Below are 18,393 nucleotides of genomic sequence, written 5' to 3'. Positions count from 1 at the left end.
GATATCGGGGGGCAAAAAACCGGGTTCAAGACCTCCGGAAGGACCCGGGTGCGAGATTTTTCCGCTACGGTGACGCTTGCATGCGGACCCGGCATGCGGACGGACTGAGGTTGGCCCGTGAGACGGTTGGACGGCGATATCGGACGGGAGCCGCCGCTCCTGACCCTACGCGGCACGCCGGACAATCCGGTGCCGCCGGGCGGCACCCTGATCGCGGTCGGCACCCGCGACGACTGCACGCTGCGGGCCGCCTACTGGCAGGCCACGACGCGGACCTGCCGGGGCACGGTCTGCCTGCTCCAGGGACGGGCCGAATTCATCGAGAAGTACTACGAGACCATCCACGACCTGCGTGCGCGGGGCTTCGCCGTGGTGGCGTTCGACTGGCGCGGCCAGGGCGAGTCGGACCGGCGGGTCGACGACCCGCACAAGGGCCATGTCGGCCGGTTCGACGATTACCGCCTCGACCTGCGGGCGGTGGCCGAGACGGTGCTGGTGCCGCTGATGCCTGAGCCGCATGTCGGCCTGGCGCATTCGATGGGGGGCTGCGTCGCGCTGATCGGGGCGCTCGACGGCTGGCTGCCGTTCCGGCGCCTGGTGACGGTGGCGCCGATGCTGTCGATCCGGATGGTGCGCTGGCCCGCCGGGGCGGCGTTCCTGTCGCGGTTCCTGCACCGGATCGGGCTGGGCGACCGCTACATCCCGCTGGGCAAGCCAGTCTCGATCGCCACCAAGCCCTATGCCGGCAACCGGCTGTCGCGGGATCCCGCGCGCTACGCCCGCAACGCGGCGGCGGCCCGGCAGGTCGGCGCCGGCGCGGTCGGCGACCCGACGATCGCGTGGCTCGCGGAGGCGTTCCGTGCGATGGCGCGCCTGCGCGACCCGCGCGCCGCCCCGCGCATCACGCTGCCCACCCTGATCGTCGCGGCCGGCGCGGACCCGGTCTGCGGGACCCTGGACACCGAGCGGTTCGCGGCCCGGCTGAAGGCCGGCCACATCCTGGTCCTGCCGGATTCCCGGCATGAGATCCTGAGCGAACGCGACGCCATCCGGCAGGATTTCTGGGCGGCCTTCGTCGCCTTCGTGCCGGGCTCGCCCCTGCCCTCCCACACGGAGGTTGAGGCACATCAGCCGGTGCCGGTGGCCTGAGCCGTCAGCCCCCCAGATCCGGGTCGATGTCCCGCGGCCGCACGAACCGCTCCAGCCGCCCCTGCCCCGGGGCGATCGCCGACCAGGCCGCGGCGTCGAACGCGATCACCGCGTAGGCGGCGGTGGGGAATTCCGTGGCGAGGCGCGTGCGTTCCTTGCGCGGCCCCTCCCCGGCCAGGGTCGCGGCGAGGTCGCCCAGGCCGGGATTGTGGCCGACGACGATCACGGTTTCCGCGCTGTCCGGCGCCCCCCGGATCAGCCCGAGGATCCGCTCGGCCGGCGCCTCGTAGATGTCGTGGTGATACCGCGCCTCGGGTGCGCCGAGGGCGGCCGAGACCGCATCCCAGGTCTCGCGGGTGCGGGTGGCGGTGGAGACCAGGGCCAAGTCTGGTCGGGGACCCTCTTGGCCGATGTGGCTGCCGACAGCGGGCGCGGCCCGGCGGCCGCGGTCGTTGAGCGGCCGTTCGTGGTCGGCGACGCCGGCCGGACGATCCGACTTGGCGTGCCGCAACAGGATCAGCCTGCGCATGAAGCGGGCCCTTCTCGGGATGGGGTGACCGACGCGCGCCGAACAGGCGCGGGGGCCCGGTTAGCGCAAAGCGCGGCGCCCGGGAACCTCGGCGATCCTGCCCGGTTCGAAAAGCTGGGCCGCCGATGCGGGACGCGCATAGGGTGGCGGTCTCTGTCGGAGGAGGTCGCGCCATGGATCGCTCGCCCCGCGTTTCGGAGATCCTGTCCTGGTACGGGGCCGACAGCCCCGGCACGCTGACCAACCTCGCCCGGATGCTGGAGTACGGCCGGCTCGGCGGCACCGGCAAGATGCTGATCCTGCCGGTGGATCAGGGCTTCGAGCATGGCCCGGCCCGCAGCTTCGGCCCGAACCCGCCGGCCTACGATCCGCATTACCATTTCGAATTGGCCCTGGCGGCGGGCTGCAACGCCTACGCGGCGCCGCTCGGCTTCCTCGAGGCAGGCGCCCGGGACTATGCCGGGCGGATCCCGCTGATCCTCAAGCTCAACGACCACGACCTCCTGGTCGACGAGGAGGATCCCGAGCAGGCGATCACCGGCTCGGTGGCGGACGCGCTGCGGCTCGGCGCCTGCGCCATCGGCTTCACGATCTATCCGGGCTCCGCGCACCGCAACGCCATGTATGGCCAGATCCGGGCGATCGCCGAGGAGGCCAAGAGATCCGGGCTCGCCGTGGTGATCTGGTCCTATGCGAGGGGCTCGGCGCTGTCGAAGGACGGCGAGACCGCCATCGACGTGATCGGCTACGCGGCTCAGGTCGCCGCGCAGCTCGGAGCCCACATCATCAAGGTCAAGCTGCCCACCGCCCATATCGAGCAGCCGGCGGCCAAGAGGGTCTACGAATCCACCGGCATCCCGATCGGCACCGCGGCGGAGCGCGTCCGCCACGTGGTGCAATGCGCCTTCAACGGGCGGCGGATCGTGATCTTTTCGGGCGGTGCCCAGGCCGAGGACGACACGTTCCTCGACGAGATCCGGGCCATCCAGGCGGGCGGCGGCTTCGGCTCCATCGTCGGCCGCAACGCTTTCCAGCGCGCGAAGGCGGATGCCCTGACGCTGCTGGGGCGGATCACCGATATCTATGCCGGCAAGGCAGTTTGACGCTCAGCCGCCGCGCTGCTCCCGGCGCATCATGAAGGCCAGCTTCTCGAACAGGCTGACATCCTGCTCGTTCTTGAGCAGCGCGCCGTGCAGCGGCGGGATCAGCTTGCGGCCGTCACGCTCGCGCAGGGTCTCGGGCGAAATATCCTCGGAGACGAGGAGCTTGAGCCAGTCCAGCAGTTCGGAGGTCGAGGGCTTCTTCTTGAGGCCCGGGACCTCGCGGGTCTCGAGAAAGACCCGCAGGGCCTCCTCGACCAAGCGGTGCTTGATGCCCGGATAGTGGACGTCGACGATGCGCATCAGCGTCTCGGCGTCCGGGAACTTGATGTAGTGGAAGAAGCAGCGGCGCAGGAACGCGTCCGGCAGTTCCTTCTCGTTGTTCGACGTGATGATCATGATCGGCCGACGTACGGCCTTCACGGTCTCGCCGGTCTCGTAGACATGGAACTCCATCCGGTCGAGTTCGGTCAGGAGGTCGTTGGGAAACTCGATGTCGGCCTTGTCGATCTCGTCGATCAGAAGCACCGGCCGCTCGGGCGCGGTGAACGCTTCCCAGAGCTTGCCCCGGCGGATGTAGTTGCCGATGTCCGAGACCCGCGGGTCGCCGAGCTGCGAGTCGCGCAGGCGCGAGACGGCGTCGTACTCGTAGAGGCCCTGCTGGGCCTTGGTGGTCGACTTGATGTTCCAGACGATGAGCGGCGCGCCCAGGCCCCGGGCGATCTCCTCGGCCAGCACGGTCTTGCCGGTGCCGGGCTCGCCCTTGACCAGGAGCGGGCGCTCCAAGACCACGGCGGCATTGACCGCAGCGGTCAGGTCGGGGGTCGCGACGTAGGACTCGGTTCCGGAAAATCGCATCGCGCTCTCGGAGAAACTGGCCTGGAGGCAACCGGTAGCGCGTGGCGATGCCGCCCCGCAAGCGAGACGGGTCTACCCCTTCTCGTGCCAGACGCAGTTCCGGGCCAGGATCTCCAGGTTCACGTCGGATTTCTGCGGCTGCGGCAGGGTCTTGGTGTCCATCGCGAGGTCGATCTTGATCTCGACCTGGCCCTTCGACTCGTTGGAGCGGCGGGAGAAGTAGCAGTACTGCTGATAGGGCTGGTCGGCGTTGTCCTTGAAGTTCCAGCCGGTGACGATCTGGCCGTCGAGATAGGGGACCTGCTTGAACACCGTGAAGGTGGTGTTCACCGCCGCCTTCGAGGCCGGGGCGGCGTCGCTGCCGAGCTGCGCCTTCGTGGGCGTCGGCGTGCCGCCGCCACCCATCTTGGGAAGACCTTCGAGCTTGAGCGTGTTGTCGGTCAGCGTGACCTCGCCCTTGGTCTTCAGGGTCACGTCCGAAAGCGCGGCCTGCATCGCGGCGGCGATCTTCTCGGCGGCCGTGTCGAACTGGTTGAGGGTGGCCCAGCCATAGGCCGCCGCCCCGATCCCGATGCCGGCCAGGCACGCGAAGGCGCCGAAGCCCAGCGCGCGGAACAGGAAGGCCCGCGCCGCCACGTAGCTCGAATCCGCCCGCAGGCGGGAGTTCACCTGCTGGGCGAGGGCGACGTTCTCAGGGGTGCCGCCGGCGACGTAGTTCATGCGCCGGCTCCCGCGGCAGGGAGGGTCTGACCCGGAAGGGCCTGACCCGGATGGCTCTGGCCGGGCAGGCTCTGCTGGGTCTGGGCGGGGCGGTTCATCGGGATCACCGCACCCGTGGCGTTGGCCGCGCGGGGCAGGATCGGCTCGGGGTTCGAGCGCAGCGCGTCGGCGATCGCGTCCAGCATGTAGGGCGCGGCCTCCGGGTTCACGGCGGCCCCCAGGTCGTCCTCATCCATGAAGGTCCGGCGGGTCGAGACCGCGCAGAGCGCCAGGATGGTCGACGCGAAGGCGGCGCAGACGGCGGGCAGGAACACGAAGATCCGCAGGAAGGCGTGGACCTGTTGCTCGGTCACGTCGATCGGATCGACGCCGTAGACCATCGCGGTGAAGGAGTGCAGCTGCGAGCGGTTGACCGCATTGCGGTAGCCCTGCTCGGCATCGGCCACGCGCCGGTCGGCGGCGCCGGGGTCGAGGGTCGCGCGCGCCTTGCGGGCCTCCTCCAGCTCCTTGATCAGCACGGCGCGGTCGGCCGACGCCTTGGTCACGCCCGCCGACAGGGCGGCCACGCGCGGGTCGGCCACGCATTTCAGGTTCTGGTACTTGCGGCCCTTGCTGTTGGTGCCGAACACCCGCTCGCAGCGCTGGGCCGGCAGGCCGGCAAGCTGCTGGGCGTTGTCGGAGGACCGCTTCTCGATCTGGTCGAGCTCGGTCGTGTACTGCGCCACGCGCTCGTCCGCCGCCTTGATGCGGTCGCCGATCGTGGCGCGGTCGGCCTGGGCGTCCTTCAGGGCGGTCTTGGTCCGGGCGGCTTCCATCAGGCGGGGATGGAACATCATCTCGCCGAGCTGCGACACCGACTTGGTGGTGACGCCGGCCGCGAAGATGATGCCGAGCACCGCGAGCCCGCGCACGAAATGCGAGCGCTGGGTGCGGGCCAGGATGCCGAGCGGCACCCGGCACAGCTCCACGGCGGCGTAGACCAGGGGCGCCAGCAACATGAAGTAGAAGGCGTGCCAGTCGCCGTCGCTGTAGACGCCCGCGAACAGCCATGCGCCCCAGAGCGAGGCGCCGATCACCATGAACTCGACGAGATACGCGATCGCCACGTAGCCCCACTTGATGCGGTAGCCGCGGTCGACGTGGCGCTGGTGCACCCACCGGTCCGACTCGAGCCGCCATTCGCGGCGCTCGCGCTGCAGATCGCGACTCGGGGGGGCCGTCGGACCGGAGAATATCGACTTGATGGAGATCATCGGCCTCGTCACATCCATCGGGTCCAGTCGCAGGCGCCGTGTTACAGCACGGGCGCGGTCCTGGCCGAACTTAACGCCCAGTTAACCGCCGCGTGTATGCGGGCATTGTGCCGATTTTGGGCCGCCCTGCACGCAATTCGCCGGTGGATCGCCGGCAAGCCGCATCCGGGTGGCTCAAATGTCTCACCCGAGCCGTGTATCCGGCTTGTGTCCGAGCGCACCTCGCCGGCCTTGCCTTGGCCGAAAGCGGTTGCCCGCTGCGCGGGGCCGACCCATGATCGCGCATCCGTGATTGGTCTCCGCGCCGGTCGGAAACAGGAGGTTCGATCCGCCGCCGATGCCAGAAGTCCACGCCGGCTCCTACAAGGAAGCGATCCTGTTCCTCGTCACCGCGGGGATTGTGGTGCCGTTGTTCCACCGCCTGCGGATCTCCCCGGTGCTCGGTTTCATCGGCGCTGGCGCCCTGCTCGGACCGTTCGGCCTCGGTCGGCTCGCCGACACCCATCCCTACGTCCACCTCTTCACCATCGGCAACCGCACCGAGATCTCGCACCTGGCCGAGTTCGGGGTGATCTTCCTGATGTTCATGATCGGGGTCGAGCTGTCGTGGGAGCGGCTGCGGACCCTGCGGCGGCTCGTGTTCGGCCTCGGCTCGCTGCAGGTCGGCTGCTCGACGCTGATCCTCGGGGCGATCCTGTACGGGCTGCAGGTCCCGCTCGCGGGCGCCGTGATCGTCGGCATCGGACTGGCGCTGTCGTCCACCGCGGTGGTGCTGCCGGTCCTGGCCGAGCAGAAGCGGCTCAACGCGCCCTCCGGCCGCGCCAGCTTCGCGGTCCTGCTGTTCCAGGACCTCGCGGTCGCCCCGGTGCTGTTCGCTATCGCGGTCCTCGGCCGCGGCGACGAGGGCGACAAGGGCTGGGCGCTGGCCATGGCGCTGGGTCAGGCCGCGATCGCGCTGGTGCTGATCGTCGTGGCCGGCCGCCTCGCCCTGCGCCCGCTGTTCCAGCTGGTGGCGCGGACGCGCTCGACCGAGCTGTTCATGGCGGCCTGCCTCCTGGTCATCGTCGGCACCGCGCTGACGGCGGCAGCGAGCGGCCTGTCGATGACGCTGGGTGCCTTCGTGGCCGGGCTGCTGCTGGCCGAGACCGAGTACCGCCGGGCGATCGAGGCGACCATCGACCCGTTCAAGGGCCTGCTGCTCGGCGTGTTCTTTGTCTCTGTCGGCATGAACCTGGACCCCGCCCAGCTCATGGCGGCGCCCGGGGCGATCCTAGGCCTGTCGCTGGCGCTGGTGCTGATCAAGGCCGCCGTGGTGATGATGGCCGCGCCCGCCCTCAAGATCTCGCGCCCGGTGGCCCTGGAGGCGGCGTTGCTGCTCGGGCCGGGCGGCGAGTTCGCCTTCGTGCTGATCGGGGGCGCAGTCGCCACCGGGCTGGTGCCGGAGGATGTCGGCGCCGCCGCGCTCATCGTGACCACGGTCACCATGATCATGATCCCGGCCCTGGCGGCCCTGGGCCGCAGGCTGAGCCGTGGCGCGGCCAGCGCCGCCCAGGCCGCCATGAAGGCGGAGCCGCTGCCGGAGCGGGTGGAGAACCGGGTGGTGATCGCGGGCTTTGGCCGCGTCGGCCGCCAGGTCGCCGAGATGCTGGACCGGCACGGGATTCCCTACCTCGCCCTCGATTCCGACGCGGCCCGGGTCGCCGAGCAGCGCCGGGCCGGCGCGCCCGTCTACTTTGGGGATTCGGGCAACACCGAGATCTTGCGCCGCTGCGACATCGCCACGGCGCGCGCCCTGGTGGTCACCCTCGACAACCCGCGGGCGGTCGAGCAGGCGGTGGCGGCGGCTCGGGCTGAGCGGCCGGACCTGACGATCGTCGCCCGTGCCCGCGACGCCCGGCATGCCTCGGCGCTCTACGAACTGGGCGTCGACGACGCCGTGCCGGAGACGATCGAGGCGTCCCTGCAATTGTCGGAGGCCGTGCTGGTCGATGTCGGCGTGCCGATGGGGCTCGTCATCGCGTCGATCCACGAGCGGCGGGACGAGTACCGCGCGCTGCTCAAGAAGCGCGAGAACGAGGCCAAGCCGATCTTCCGCGCCCGGCGCACCGTCGGCAAGGCTCTCGGCAAGCCGCCGGCCAAGAAGGAGGCGCCGCCGCGTCAGGAGGCCGGGCGCCAGGAGGCCTGAGCCGGCCTGCAGCCAGCGTGAGCCGGGTGCCGGCTCACGCCGGGGCGAGATGCGCCTCGGCGTGCTTGGGCTGACGCGCGACGCGGTTGCGCGGCGCCGGCTCGAACCCGTCGGCGAAGCTGCACCGGTACACGATCTCGTCCGCCGGCCCGAGGCCGGTGACCAGCGGGACCGTCACGGTGTCCCCCGAGAAGCGCCAGCCGCGCGCGCCCTTGTCCCAGTACAGCCACACGGTCCCGGGGAACCCCCGCAGGGTGAACACCGCGGCCTTGCGCGACAGGGCTTGTACGGCGCGCGGCGCGTACATGCCCTTGGCGTGATAGGCCTCCCGCGTCGTCTCGGGCTGGCGATCCATGAAGGTGTTGCGCACCAGTTGAATCGTCGCACCCGGCTTCCCGAGAAACCGTTTGAAATCCGTCAGATTCCGCAGGATGACCGCCATTGCTGGTCTCCTCGCTTCGGTTGGTGCGGCACGCGTCCTCGCGGCTGAACACACCTGAGATGCCGAGTTGAGCGATTCCCGTGACCGTTTCAGTGTCTGCGCGAGGCTGGGACCCGCACATATCAACAGATTCGGTGAGTTATGCCCAGCTTATGACTCTCCGAGGCTTCTGGAGACTCTCCGGGAGACTCCGGTTTAGCGCTTCGCCTGCCGATGAATCTTGTCGACCATCTGAAAAGACTCTGAGATCAGCGCCGGACGTGCCGGCTGCCGGATCCAGAACTTGGCTGATTCGCCCGGGCTTGACCCGCGCGCTTTGCTGGCGCGTTCTTCGGGGATGCTGCTGCACTTCTTCACGGCCCTCCGAGATGCCAAGGTTCCCGTCTCCCTCAAGGAGTACCTGACCCTGCTCGGCGCCCTCGACCGGGGCTTGGCCGAGCGGGACGTCGAGGCGTTCTACTTCCTGGCGCGCACGGCCCTGGTGAAGGACGAGGCGCATCTCGACCGGTTCGACCGGGTGTTCGGCACCGTCTTCAAGGGGCTGGAGACGCTCGGGGAGGCGGTGGAGCCTGCAGCCATCCCCGAGGAATGGCTGCGCAAGCTCGCAGAGACGTATCTGACCGATGCCGAGAAGGCCGAGCTGCAGGCGCTCGGCTGGGACAAGCTGTTCGAGACCCTGAGGCAGCGGTTGGCCGAGCAGAAGGAGCGTCACCAAGGCGGCTCGAAATGGATCGGTACCGGCGGGACCTCGCCGTTCGGCGCCTACGGCTACAATCCCGAGGGCATCCGCATCGGCCAGGACGGCAACCGCAACTTCCGCGCGGTGAAGGTCTGGGACAAGCGCGAGTTCAAGGATCTCGACGACGACCGCGAGATCGGCGCGCGCACCATGCGCCTCGCTCTGCGGCGGCTGCGCCGCTTCGCCCGGACGGGAGCGGCCGAGGAACTGGACCTCGACGGCACGATCCGCGAGAGCGCCCGCCAGGGCTACATCGATGTGCGGCTGCGGCCTGAGCGGCGCAATGCCGTGAAGGTGCTGCTGTTCCTAGACGTCGGCGGCTCGATGGACTGGCACATCGAGCAGGCGGAGGCGCTGTTCTCGGCGGCGCGCTCGGAGTTCAAGCACCTCGCGCATTACTACTTCCACAACTGCCCCTACGAGGCGGTCTGGACCGAGAACCGACGCCGCCACGACGCCAGGACCCCGCTGCCGGAGGTGATCCGCACTTACGGCAGCGACTATCGGGTGGTGTTCGTCGGCGACGCCTCGATGAGCCCCTACGAGATCGCCACGCCGGGCGGGTCGGTGGAGCACTGGAACGCGGAGCCGGGCGCCGTGTGGCTGCAGCGGCTCCTCGCCCATTTCCCGAAGGCGGCGTGGCTGAACCCGGTGCCGGAGACCCACTGGGGCTACACCCAGTCGATCGGGATGGTGCAGCGGCTCGTCGGCGGCCGCATGTTCCCCCTCACCCTCGATGGTCTCGACGCGGCGGCCCGGGCGCTGGTGCGGTGAGAGCCGCTACCCCTGCTGGGACGGGGTCGAGACCACGAGCCCGTCCAGGTTCGGGGCGATCTTGATCTGGCAGGACAGACGGGAATTCTCGCGCACGTCGGAGGCGAAATCGAGCATGTCCTGCTCCATGTCCTGGGCCTTGCCCACGACGTCGATCCACGCGTCGGCGACGTAGACGTGGCAGGTGGCGCAGGCGCAGGCGCCGCCGCACTCCGCATCGATGCCCGGGACGTTGTTGCGCAGCGCCGTCTCCATCACGGTCGCGCCGACGCTGCCTTCGACGGTCCTCTCCGTCCCGGCGTGGTCGACGTATGTGATCTTGGGCATGCTCGGCTCCGGGCTCGCGTCGAGCGGCCTCGCTTCGACGGGCGGGGTGACTGCTTGGCGGCTGAGGCCATGGAATGCAAGCGCGGTGGCGGCGGTCCGTTCCGGATCGATCGCCGCATCGGCGCATGTTCAGCGAACGGCCGCTCTTAAGACTCGGCGTCCAGCGCGATCTCGGCCAGTGCCGCCGCAACGGCCTGAACGAGGTCGTCGAGGGCGACCGCCTCGGCGCCGGCCCGCAATCGTGCCTCGGCGGCGTCCGCGCAGGCGCGGACCCGGGTGGCGCCGACTCCGGAGGCCGAGCCCTTCAGGGTGTGGGCGAGGTCGGCGCGCTGGGCCGCCGGCAGGGACGGATCGGTCAGACGAGGCAGGATCGACCGGCATTGCCCGGCAAACAGCGCCAGCACCTCGTCGGCCAGCTCGGCGTCGCCGAAGGTCTGCGCATCGAGCTCCGCACGATCGATGGCCAGCATGCTCGAACTCCCGGAATCCGCAATCTTCTGGGGGTTGCCGAACCTCTCCCCATGATTCACCCCCCGATTCGCCGGACGGGGATCGCGCAGGGACCCTCATCTGCGCCAAGATGGTGGAGCCGGAAGGCGGCGGACCCGGTAACCATTCTCGTAACGGTTTCTGGGGTCGGACGGCGGCTCGGGTATCGGCAATCGGTGTCCGCGTCTAATCCTGTAATGGTAAACGGGACGTTGCGTCTCTGGCATCAGCCTCCCCAGGTGCCGGTGAAACCCGTGTGACGAGGCGTTGAATGGCGACCGAGAAGAAGCTGAAGGATCCGGCCGAGGCCGCGCTCTCTGCGATCGAGCAGGCGCTGAACCTCGACGCCCTGACGCCGACCGGCACCGAGAGCCGCGCCGAGCCGCGCCTGCCCGATGTCGGGGATGCCGATCCCCTGCTCGACGGTGCCCTCGATCCGGCCGGCCGCCAGACGCCGCCGCGCCTCGACCTCGACCCGCCCCTCGCCTCCGACCTGCCCCCGCCCGGCCGGGAGCGCCCGCGCCGCGAGGGCGGCCTGCTGCCGCCCGACCGCTCGCTGGTGGCGAACGACGACCGGCGCAACATCGGGATCCTGCAGCAGACCCTGCGGGTGCGGTCCTCGCCCAAACCTTACCTGTACGCGTTGCTGGCCGGCCTCGCCTGGATCGCCGGCTTGGTGCTGGTCTCCTGGCTGCAATCCGGCGGCGACCTGCGCGGCGTCGTCTCGGGCCTCACGCCGCTCCAGGCGACGGTGGGCGCCGCGGCCCTGCTCGGACCGGTCGTCCTGTTCGTGATCGCCGCCATGCTGGCCGCACGGGCGCAAGAGATGCGCCTCGTCGCCCGCGCAGTCGGCGAAGTCGCGGTGCGCCTGGCCGAGCCCGAGAGCTTCTCCACGGACGCGGTCCTGACCATGTCGCAGACGGTGCGCCGGGAAGTCGCCGCGGTCGGCGACGGCGTCGAGCGTGCGCTCGCCCGGGCCGGCGAGCTCGAGACCCTGGTGCGCGGCGAGATCGCCACCTTGGAGCGGGCCTATTCCGACAACGAGATCCGCATCCGCTCCCTCGTCGAGGAGCTGGTGGCGCAGCGGGAATCCATCGTCACCAACGCCGAGCGGGTGCGCGGCGCGATCACCGGCTCCCACCAGAGCCTGAGCCAGGAACTGGAGGGCGCGTCCGAGCGGATCGTCCTGGCCCTCAACGGCGCGGGCGAGCGCGTGACCGGGGCGCTCGACGCCCGCGGCGCGGCCATCACCGCATCCCTGGGCGAGGCTGGCGACCGGGTCGTCAGCCTCATGACCGGCCGCGGCGACGAGCTGATCGAGAACCTCGCGGCCACGAGCGAGGGCGTGCGCGGCAGCCTGCTGGACGTCGGCGAGAGCCTGACGCGCGCCTTCGAGACCCGCGCCCAAGACGTGACCGGCGCGTTCCAGTCGACCGGGGACGCCCTCACCGGGCGGATCGCCGAGAGCACCGCCTCCGTCGCCCAGAGCCTCGCCGAGACCGGCCTGCGCGTCAGCGAGTCCCTGGAGCGCCAGGGCGGCGTCGTGCGCGAGAGCTTCGAGCGCTCGGTGATCGGCCTGGAGAACGCCTTCCTGTCGCGGAGTTCCGAGCTGACGGACCGGTTCGGCGCGATGGGGACCCAGATCACTGCGCGCTTCGCCGAGACCGGCGCGGCCCTTACCCAGGACATCGCCGGCCGTGGCCTGGCGCTGCGTGCCGAGATCGAGAATGCCGGACTCTCCGTCGCCGAAGCGATCGAGAGCCGCGGACGCGATGCCCAGGCCGCCCTGGCGCTGGCCATGGGCGGCGTCGGCGAGACGCTGACCAGCCAGGCCGGCACCGTGCGCGACGACCTGATCGGCACCGCCGAGCGGATCGCCGAGACGATTTCCGAGCACGGCAACGCCCTGGCTGGGCGCATGGACGGCATCGCGGCGCGCCTGCACGACACCGTGACCGTGCAGGCTTCGGACCTCGAGGGCCGCGTCCAGGCGGCGGCCGAGCGGGCCGGCGGCCACATCACCGACCGGACACAGGCGGCCACTCAGAGTCTGGAATCCGCCTTCTCGGCGCTGGGCCACGGCTTCGAGGCTGGCGCCGCCGCCGCCGTCCAGTCCCTTCGCGGCTCCGCGAGCACCGTCACCGGCGAACTCGAGGCCCACACCCGCGCGGCCTCCGCCCGCCTGGCCGACACCCTGCAGGCCCTGCGCCACGGCTCGGCCGAGGTGACCAGCGCGGTCGAGGCCGAGACCGCGAACCTGCTGACCCATTTCCGCGATGCCGCCGACCGGGCCGGCATCGAACTCGGCGAGCGCGGCTCCGCCGCGGTGACCGCCCTGCGCGGCGCCCTCGACGACCTCAACCGCGAGCTGTCCGCCCGCACCGACGATGCCACCGGCAGCCTGGCGCAGGCCGCCCGCGCCATCTCGGACGACCTCGCCGCCCGCATCGGCGAGATGGAGTCCGCCTTCGGCGAGCACGGCAAGGGCGTGGCCGAACTCCTGGCCAGCCATGCCGAGGAGACCCAGACCCGGATCAGCGGCACCGGCCGCGACATCGTGCTCGCGGTGGCGAGCCAGGGTGCGCGGATCGCCGACACGCTCAGCCAGACCGGCGCGAGCTTCGCCGAGACCGCCGACGGCCGCGTTCGCGCCATCGACGAGACGCTGGGCAGCCGCCTCGCCGCCCTGCAGGAGACCATCGCCCGCGGCGACATCCTGGCCGACCGCATCGGCCGCGACACCGCGACGATGGGCGAGACCGTCGGGGCCCGGCTGGAGGAGATGGACCGGCTCATCACCGTCAAGGGCCAAGCGGTGGCCGAGACCATCGCGACCCGCGCCCGCGAGGCCGGCAGCTTGGTCGAGACCCATCTCGGCGACCTGGAAGCGCGTTCCGCCAAGCGCGCCGCCGAGATCGGCGACGTCGTGGCGAACCTGGTCGATCACGTCGACGGCCGGATCGACGCCCGCGGCAAGGCCCTGAACGAGGCGCTGGCCGCCCGGACCGGGGAGATGGCCCGGATCATGGAAGAGGGCAGCCGCAACCTGGTCGCGGTGCTCGACGGACGGGCCGAGGGGCTCGGGCAGGACATCGATCGGCGCACCGCCGAGATGGCCCGCCGCATCGCGGGCAGCGCCGAGCATTTCGACGCCGGCGTGATCAGCCGTCTGCAGGAAATCGCCAACGCCCTCGATGAGCGCGCCCGCCTCGTGGATGAGAGCTTCGGCGTGCAGGCCTTCGAGGCGATCCGCCTGATCGAGGCGCGGACCCGCGCGGTCGACGAGGAACTGGCCGGCCGCACCCGCGACCTGGTCGCGACGATCACCGACCGGACCGGTGGGATCGACAAGGCGATGGCCGAGAGCATCGGGAGCCTCACGGGGGCCGTCGTGGAATCCACCCGGGTTCTCGAGGCCTCGCTGTCGGGCCGGGTGCAGGAGATCGTCCAGCTGGTGGACGAGCGGGCCCAGAGCGCTGACGCGGCCCTCTCTGCTCGGACAGAGGCCGTGCGCGCGGCCTTCGCCGAGCGCTCGGAGCTGCTCGCGAAGCTGATCGACGAGCGCATCACCGTCATGTCGAGCGAGCTCGACGAGAAGGGCCGCAACGTGTTCGGGGCGATCGGCGGCCGCATCACCGAGCTGGCGCGCCTGTTCGATCGCGGCGGCACCTCGCTGGCCGAGCTGATCGACCAGCGCGGCGACAGCGTCCTGTCCAAGCTGCAGCAGACCATCGCGGATGCCGAGCGGATGCTGGAGGCCGGCGAAGGCCGCCTCGGCCACACCCTGTCGAGCCGCACCGCCGACATCAGCGGCCTGCTCGATGAGGGCGTGCGCTCGGTCCACGGCCTGCTCGACGACCGCACCAACCAGATCCGCGTGATGCTGGATGGCCATGCTGGAACCCTGGCCAGCACCCTCGACGGCCGCATGGGCCCGCTCAACGAGGCGCTGGACACCCGCGGCCGCGCGCTGATCGCCGCCGTCGAGGACGCCTTCGGCAGCGCCGCCGGAGCCTTGGATTCCCGGACCCAGGCGCTCGGTGGCCTGTTCGACGAACGCCTCGGGCACTTGGAGAACCTGGTCGAGGGCCGCGGCAACCGCCTCGCCGAGACCCTGGACGCCCGCGCCCAGGGCCTGCGGACCCTGTTCGAGGAAGCCCACACCGCCCTCGACGCGGTGGTGGAAGGCGGGGGCGGCCGCTTCGCCGCCTCGGTCGACACCAAGATCCAGGCGCTGCGGACGATGCTGGAGGCGGCGCCCGCCGCCGTCACCGCGCTGGTCGAGACCCGGGAGCGCCAGCTTGCCGCGACGCTCGACAGCCGCACGCAGCGCCTCCAAACCCTGTTCGAGGAGGCTCAGGCAGGCCTGCGCGATCTCGTGGAGGTGCGCGGCCAGGAACTCGCCGACACGATCACCACCCGGACCGAGGGCCTGCGCCAGACCCTCGACGCGGCTCCCACCGACATGGCGGACCTGCTGGACGCGCGCTTTGCCGACCTGCGCGGCTTGTTCGAGCGCGCTCAGTCGGAGATCGACCGCCTGGTCGATGGCCGCAGCCGCGAGATCGCCGGGACCATCGAGCACCGCACCCAGGCCCTGCAATCCGTGATCGAACAGGCGAGCCCGGCCATCGCCGGCCTGCTGCAGGCGGGTGAGACCCAGCTGGCCCAGGCCTTCGAGGCTCAAAACGGCGACCTGCAGGCCCTGTTCGCGCAGGCCCAGTCGGAGATCGACCGCCTGGTCGACGGCCGCGGCCGCGAGATCGCCGGGGCGATCGAGCACCGCACCCAGGCTCTGCAATCCGTGATCGAGCAGGCGAGCCCGGCCATCGCCGGCCTGCTGCAGGCGGGTGAGACCCAGCTGGCCCAGGCCTTCGAGGCCCGGAACGGCGACCTGCAGGCCCTGTTCGCGCAGGCCCAGTCGGAGATCGACCGCCTGGTCGATGGCCGCGGCCGCGAGATCGCGGGGACGATCGAGCATCGCACCCAGGCGCTGCAGACCGTGATCGAGCAGGCGAACCCGGCCATCGCCGGCTTGCTCGAGGCCCGCGAGACCCAGTTCGCCGAGACCTTCGAGGCCCGCAGCAGTCAGCTCCGGACCCTGTTCGAGCGAGCGCAATCCAGCCTCGAGCTTTCTGTGGAGAGCCGCGGGCGGGAGATCGCCATGGCGGTCCAAGCGCGCACGCAGGACCTGCGCACGCTCCTCGACGCGGCGCCCACGGGCGTGGCCGCCCTCCTGGACACCCGGATCGAGACCCTGCGCACGACCTTCGACGAGGCGCGTTCAGCGATCGAGACGCTGCTCAGCGAGCGCAGCCAGTCGCTGCTCGACGCCGCTCAGGGGCGCACCGGTTCGCTGGTCGAGGCGTTCGACGCACGGATCCGCGACCTCGACGGCGTCGTCGAGGGGCGTACCGCGGCCCTGGTCCACACGGTCGAGGCGCAGAGCGAGGCGCTGGCCCGCGGGGTCGATGCCCGTGCCGACGCCTTCACCCAGCGCATCGACAGCCGCATGCGGCTGTTCGCGACGCTGGTCGCCCAGCGCGCCGAGACGCTGGCCACCGCCTTCGACGACCGCCACGACGCCTTCGCGGGCCTCATGGACGAGCGCACCGCCAGCCTCGTGGCGGCGCTCGACGAGCGGGCGCGGGCACATGCCGAGCAGGTCGACGCGCACAACGCCGCCCTGGCCGACACGCTCAGCCGCCGCGAGGCCGCGCTGGCGGGCCTGATCGACGCCCGCACCGAGGCGCTGGGGGCCGGCTTCGAGCGCCGCGCCACCGCGCTCGGCGCCTTGGTCGATGCCCGCGGGGAAGCCCTGTCCCGTCGCCTTGCGGAGAGCGCCGAGGTGCTGGTCCGCGCCATCGAGGAGAAGGGCGGGGCGCTCATCGCCAGCGTCGACGGCAGCGGCCGTGCGGTGGGCGACAGCCTGGAGGGGCATGTCGATCGCCTGCGCGCCGCAATCGACGGGCCGATGCTCGACCTGTCGCGGGTCCTGGCCGACCGTGCCGACGCGATCGAGCGCGTTCTGATCGAGACCGGCGTGCCGCTGGCCGAGACTCTGCGGCTACAGACCGAGGAACTGGCCGCGCAGTCGCGGGCCTCGGCCGAGCTGCTCCGCGCCGCCATCGACGATGGCGCGGGCCGTGCCCTCACCGAGCTGTTCGAGACCAACGACCGGCTGGGCCGCGAGCTGGGTGCCGTCCTCCAGCGGATCGAGGGCGCCAACGCCGCCCTGGGAGAACTGGTGTCCGGTGCCGGAACCAATCTCGGCGCGATCGAGCAGGGTCTGGCGGGCCGGGTCGAGCAGGTCCAGTCGGCGTTGCAGCGCATCGCCTCGGAGACCGGCCGCGCCACCGCGGGCGTTGCGTCCCAGGTCGAGGCCCTGCGCGAGGTCGCCAACACGGCGCTCCGCGAGGCGACCGGCCTCGCCGAGTCCCTCGACGGCCGCGGCCGTGCGCTCGGCGAGCAGACCTCGGTGCACGTCTCGGCGCTCGACCGGGCGGCCTCGTCGCTCGCCGCGATCGAGGAGCGCCTTGGGGCGACACTGGCGGGCCGCGAGGCCGCGCTCGCGGAGGCGCTGGCCGGCTTCGAGGCGCGTGCCAGCACCCTGGAGCAGCAGGGCGGTGCCCTGGCCGAGACGATCGAGCGCACGCTGCGGACTGCCGAAGAGCGCGCCCGCGCCGTCGGCGAGGCGCTGACCCGCTCGGCGGAGGGCGCGGGGGCTTCGGTCACCAGCGCCTTCGAGGGCCTCAAGGACAGCGCAGGGGCGGAGAGCGAGAAGGCAGCCCAGGGCGTGCGGCAGGCCATCGAGGAGGCCGCTCGGGAGATGCGCAGCGGCCTCGACGAGGCGCAGACCAAGTTCGGTGCCTCCGTCTCGTCCCTGCGGGAGATGGCGGGCTCGATCCGCGGCGAACTCGACGCGACCCGCGCCGAACTCGCCCGGGGCGTCCTCGACCTTCCGCGCGAGACGCAGGATGCCACCGGCGAGATGCGCCGGGTGGTGGCCGACCAGATCAAGGCTCTGAACGAGCTGTCGGCCCTGGTGTCCCGCACCACCCGCTCGGTGGACGTGGCCCAGCCGCAGGCCCAGCGCCGGGTGGCCGAGGGCGGCTCCCGCGCCGTCTCGGCGCCGCAGGCCGGCAGCGTCGCGGTCTCGTCCGCCGCGTCCGTCCAGGCCGTGGCGGCCCCGGCTCTGCCGGCGCCCCAGGCTCCGGCGCGGTCCGCCATCGGTCCGGCCCGGATCGAGGCGCCGCGGCCCTCCGCGACCGCCCGCCCCGCCGCCATGACGGCGGGCGGCGCCAAGCGCGGCTGGCTGTCGGACCTGCTGACCCGCGCCTCGCTGGACGAGGACGACGATGCCGAGCCGGCGGCCACCAGCGCCGCGTCCCCGGCCCCGACGGGCCGCCAGACCCCGGCGCAGTCTCAGGCCCCCGCCGAGACCGGTCGGATCGCCCTCGACACGATCTCCACCGACATCGCCCGGATGATCGAGCACCGGACCGTGGTCGACCTGTGGGAGCGCTATCGCCGGGGCGAGCCGAACCTGTTCGACCCGCGCATCTACACGCCACAGGGCCGGACCACCTTCGCGGAGATCCAGCGCCGCTACCGCGCCGATGCGGAGTTCCGCCGCAGCGTCGACCGGTACGTGGGTGAGTTCGAGCGGCTGCTGGGGGACGTGGTCAAGAACGACAGCGACGCCAAGCGGACCGACGCCTATCTCACCTCGGAGACCGGCAAGGTCTACACGATGCTGGCCCATGCCAGCGGGCGCTTCGACGGGGCGTAGGACGACGGCCGGCGCGGGTGCATCACGTACCCGCGC

General features: G+C 71.4%; 12 protein-coding genes. 5 read left to right on the top strand and 7 right to left on the bottom strand.

What is annotated here, in order from left to right; all coding sequences use genetic code 11:
• Window positions 1-117: 117 nt before the first annotated feature.
• Window positions 118-1,149, top strand: coding sequence for an alpha/beta fold hydrolase (locus AC0IY0_RS02520; protein WP_471762983.1), 1,032 nt, complete (start codon window positions 118-120; stop codon window positions 1,147-1,149).
• Between the two features lie 4 nt (window positions 1,150-1,153).
• Here AC0IY0_RS02520 and AC0IY0_RS02515 read toward each other — a convergent pair whose 3' ends face one another.
• Window positions 1,154-1,678, bottom strand: a complete 525-nt coding sequence (locus AC0IY0_RS02515; protein ID WP_471762982.1) for a SixA phosphatase family protein — start codon at window positions 1,676-1,678, stop codon at window positions 1,154-1,156.
• 173 nt (window positions 1,679-1,851) lie between these two features.
• On the opposite strand from AC0IY0_RS02515, the gene AC0IY0_RS02510 reads away from it, so the two are divergent.
• Window positions 1,852-2,781 (top strand): class I fructose-bisphosphate aldolase, encoded by a 930-nt coding sequence (locus tag AC0IY0_RS02510; protein WP_471762981.1) that lies wholly within the window; start codon window positions 1,852-1,854, stop codon window positions 2,779-2,781.
• A 3-nt stretch (window positions 2,782-2,784) separates the two neighbouring features.
• Here AC0IY0_RS02510 and AC0IY0_RS02505 read toward each other — a convergent pair whose 3' ends face one another.
• The 3 genes from AC0IY0_RS02505 to AC0IY0_RS02495 all read right to left on the bottom strand — a co-directional run bounded on the left by AC0IY0_RS02505 (window position 2,785) and on the right by AC0IY0_RS02495 (window position 5,627).
• Window positions 2,785-3,636, bottom strand: a complete 852-nt coding sequence (locus AC0IY0_RS02505) for an AAA family ATPase (protein ID WP_147938431.1) — start codon at window positions 3,634-3,636, stop codon at window positions 2,785-2,787.
• A gap of 72 nt (window positions 3,637-3,708) precedes the next feature.
• Window positions 3,709-4,356: a hypothetical protein gene (locus AC0IY0_RS02500; protein WP_471762979.1), complete on the bottom strand. Its 648-nt coding sequence runs from the start codon at window positions 4,354-4,356 to the stop codon at window positions 3,709-3,711.
• Window positions 4,353-5,627 carry an ATPase gene (locus AC0IY0_RS02495; RefSeq protein ID WP_147908605.1) on the bottom strand — a complete coding sequence of 425 codons (1,275 nt, stop codon included), beginning with the start codon at window positions 5,625-5,627 and terminating at the stop codon, window positions 4,353-4,355. Before AC0IY0_RS02495 ends, AC0IY0_RS02500 begins: the two co-directional genes overlap by 4 nt.
• A 319-nt stretch (window positions 5,628-5,946) precedes the next feature.
• Between AC0IY0_RS02495 and AC0IY0_RS02490 the strand changes: the two genes are divergently transcribed.
• Window positions 5,947-7,794 (top strand): cation:proton antiporter domain-containing protein, encoded by a 1,848-nt coding sequence (locus tag AC0IY0_RS02490; protein ID WP_471762978.1) that lies wholly within the window; start codon window positions 5,947-5,949, stop codon window positions 7,792-7,794.
• Between the two features lie 34 nt (window positions 7,795-7,828).
• Here the strand turns inward: AC0IY0_RS02490 and AC0IY0_RS02485 are convergent, their stop codons facing one another.
• Window positions 7,829-8,236, bottom strand: coding sequence for a hypothetical protein (locus tag AC0IY0_RS02485; RefSeq protein ID WP_419830130.1), 408 nt, complete (start codon window positions 8,234-8,236; stop codon window positions 7,829-7,831).
• Window positions 8,237-8,573: 337 nt separating this feature from the next.
• Between AC0IY0_RS02485 and AC0IY0_RS02480 the strand changes: the two genes are divergently transcribed.
• Window positions 8,574-9,749: a vWA domain-containing protein gene (locus tag AC0IY0_RS02480; protein WP_419831059.1), complete on the top strand. Its 1,176-nt coding sequence runs from the start codon at window positions 8,574-8,576 to the stop codon at window positions 9,747-9,749.
• 6 nt (window positions 9,750-9,755) lie between these two features.
• Here AC0IY0_RS02480 and AC0IY0_RS02475 read toward each other — a convergent pair whose 3' ends face one another.
• On the bottom strand, window positions 9,756-10,076 hold the full coding sequence (locus AC0IY0_RS02475; protein ID WP_147908602.1) for a 2Fe-2S iron-sulfur cluster-binding protein: 321 nt from the start codon (window positions 10,074-10,076) through the stop codon (window positions 9,756-9,758).
• A gap of 146 nt (window positions 10,077-10,222) precedes the next feature.
• Window positions 10,223-10,546: an Hpt domain-containing protein gene (locus tag AC0IY0_RS02470; protein ID WP_471762976.1), complete on the bottom strand. Its 324-nt coding sequence runs from the start codon at window positions 10,544-10,546 to the stop codon at window positions 10,223-10,225.
• Between the two features lie 290 nt (window positions 10,547-10,836).
• Between AC0IY0_RS02470 and AC0IY0_RS02465 the strand changes: the two genes are divergently transcribed.
• Window positions 10,837-18,357 carry an apolipoprotein A-IV repeat region-like domain-containing protein gene (locus tag AC0IY0_RS02465; RefSeq protein ID WP_471762975.1) on the top strand — a complete coding sequence of 2,507 codons (7,521 nt, stop codon included), beginning with the start codon at window positions 10,837-10,839 and terminating at the stop codon, window positions 18,355-18,357.
• Window positions 18,358-18,393 lie beyond the last annotated feature (36 nt).

The sequence above is a fragment of the Methylobacterium sp. AC315 genome (genome assembly GCF_979253755.1).
Note: the sequence above shows the minus strand (reverse complement) of the source record. Positions and strands in the feature narration are given on the sequence as shown.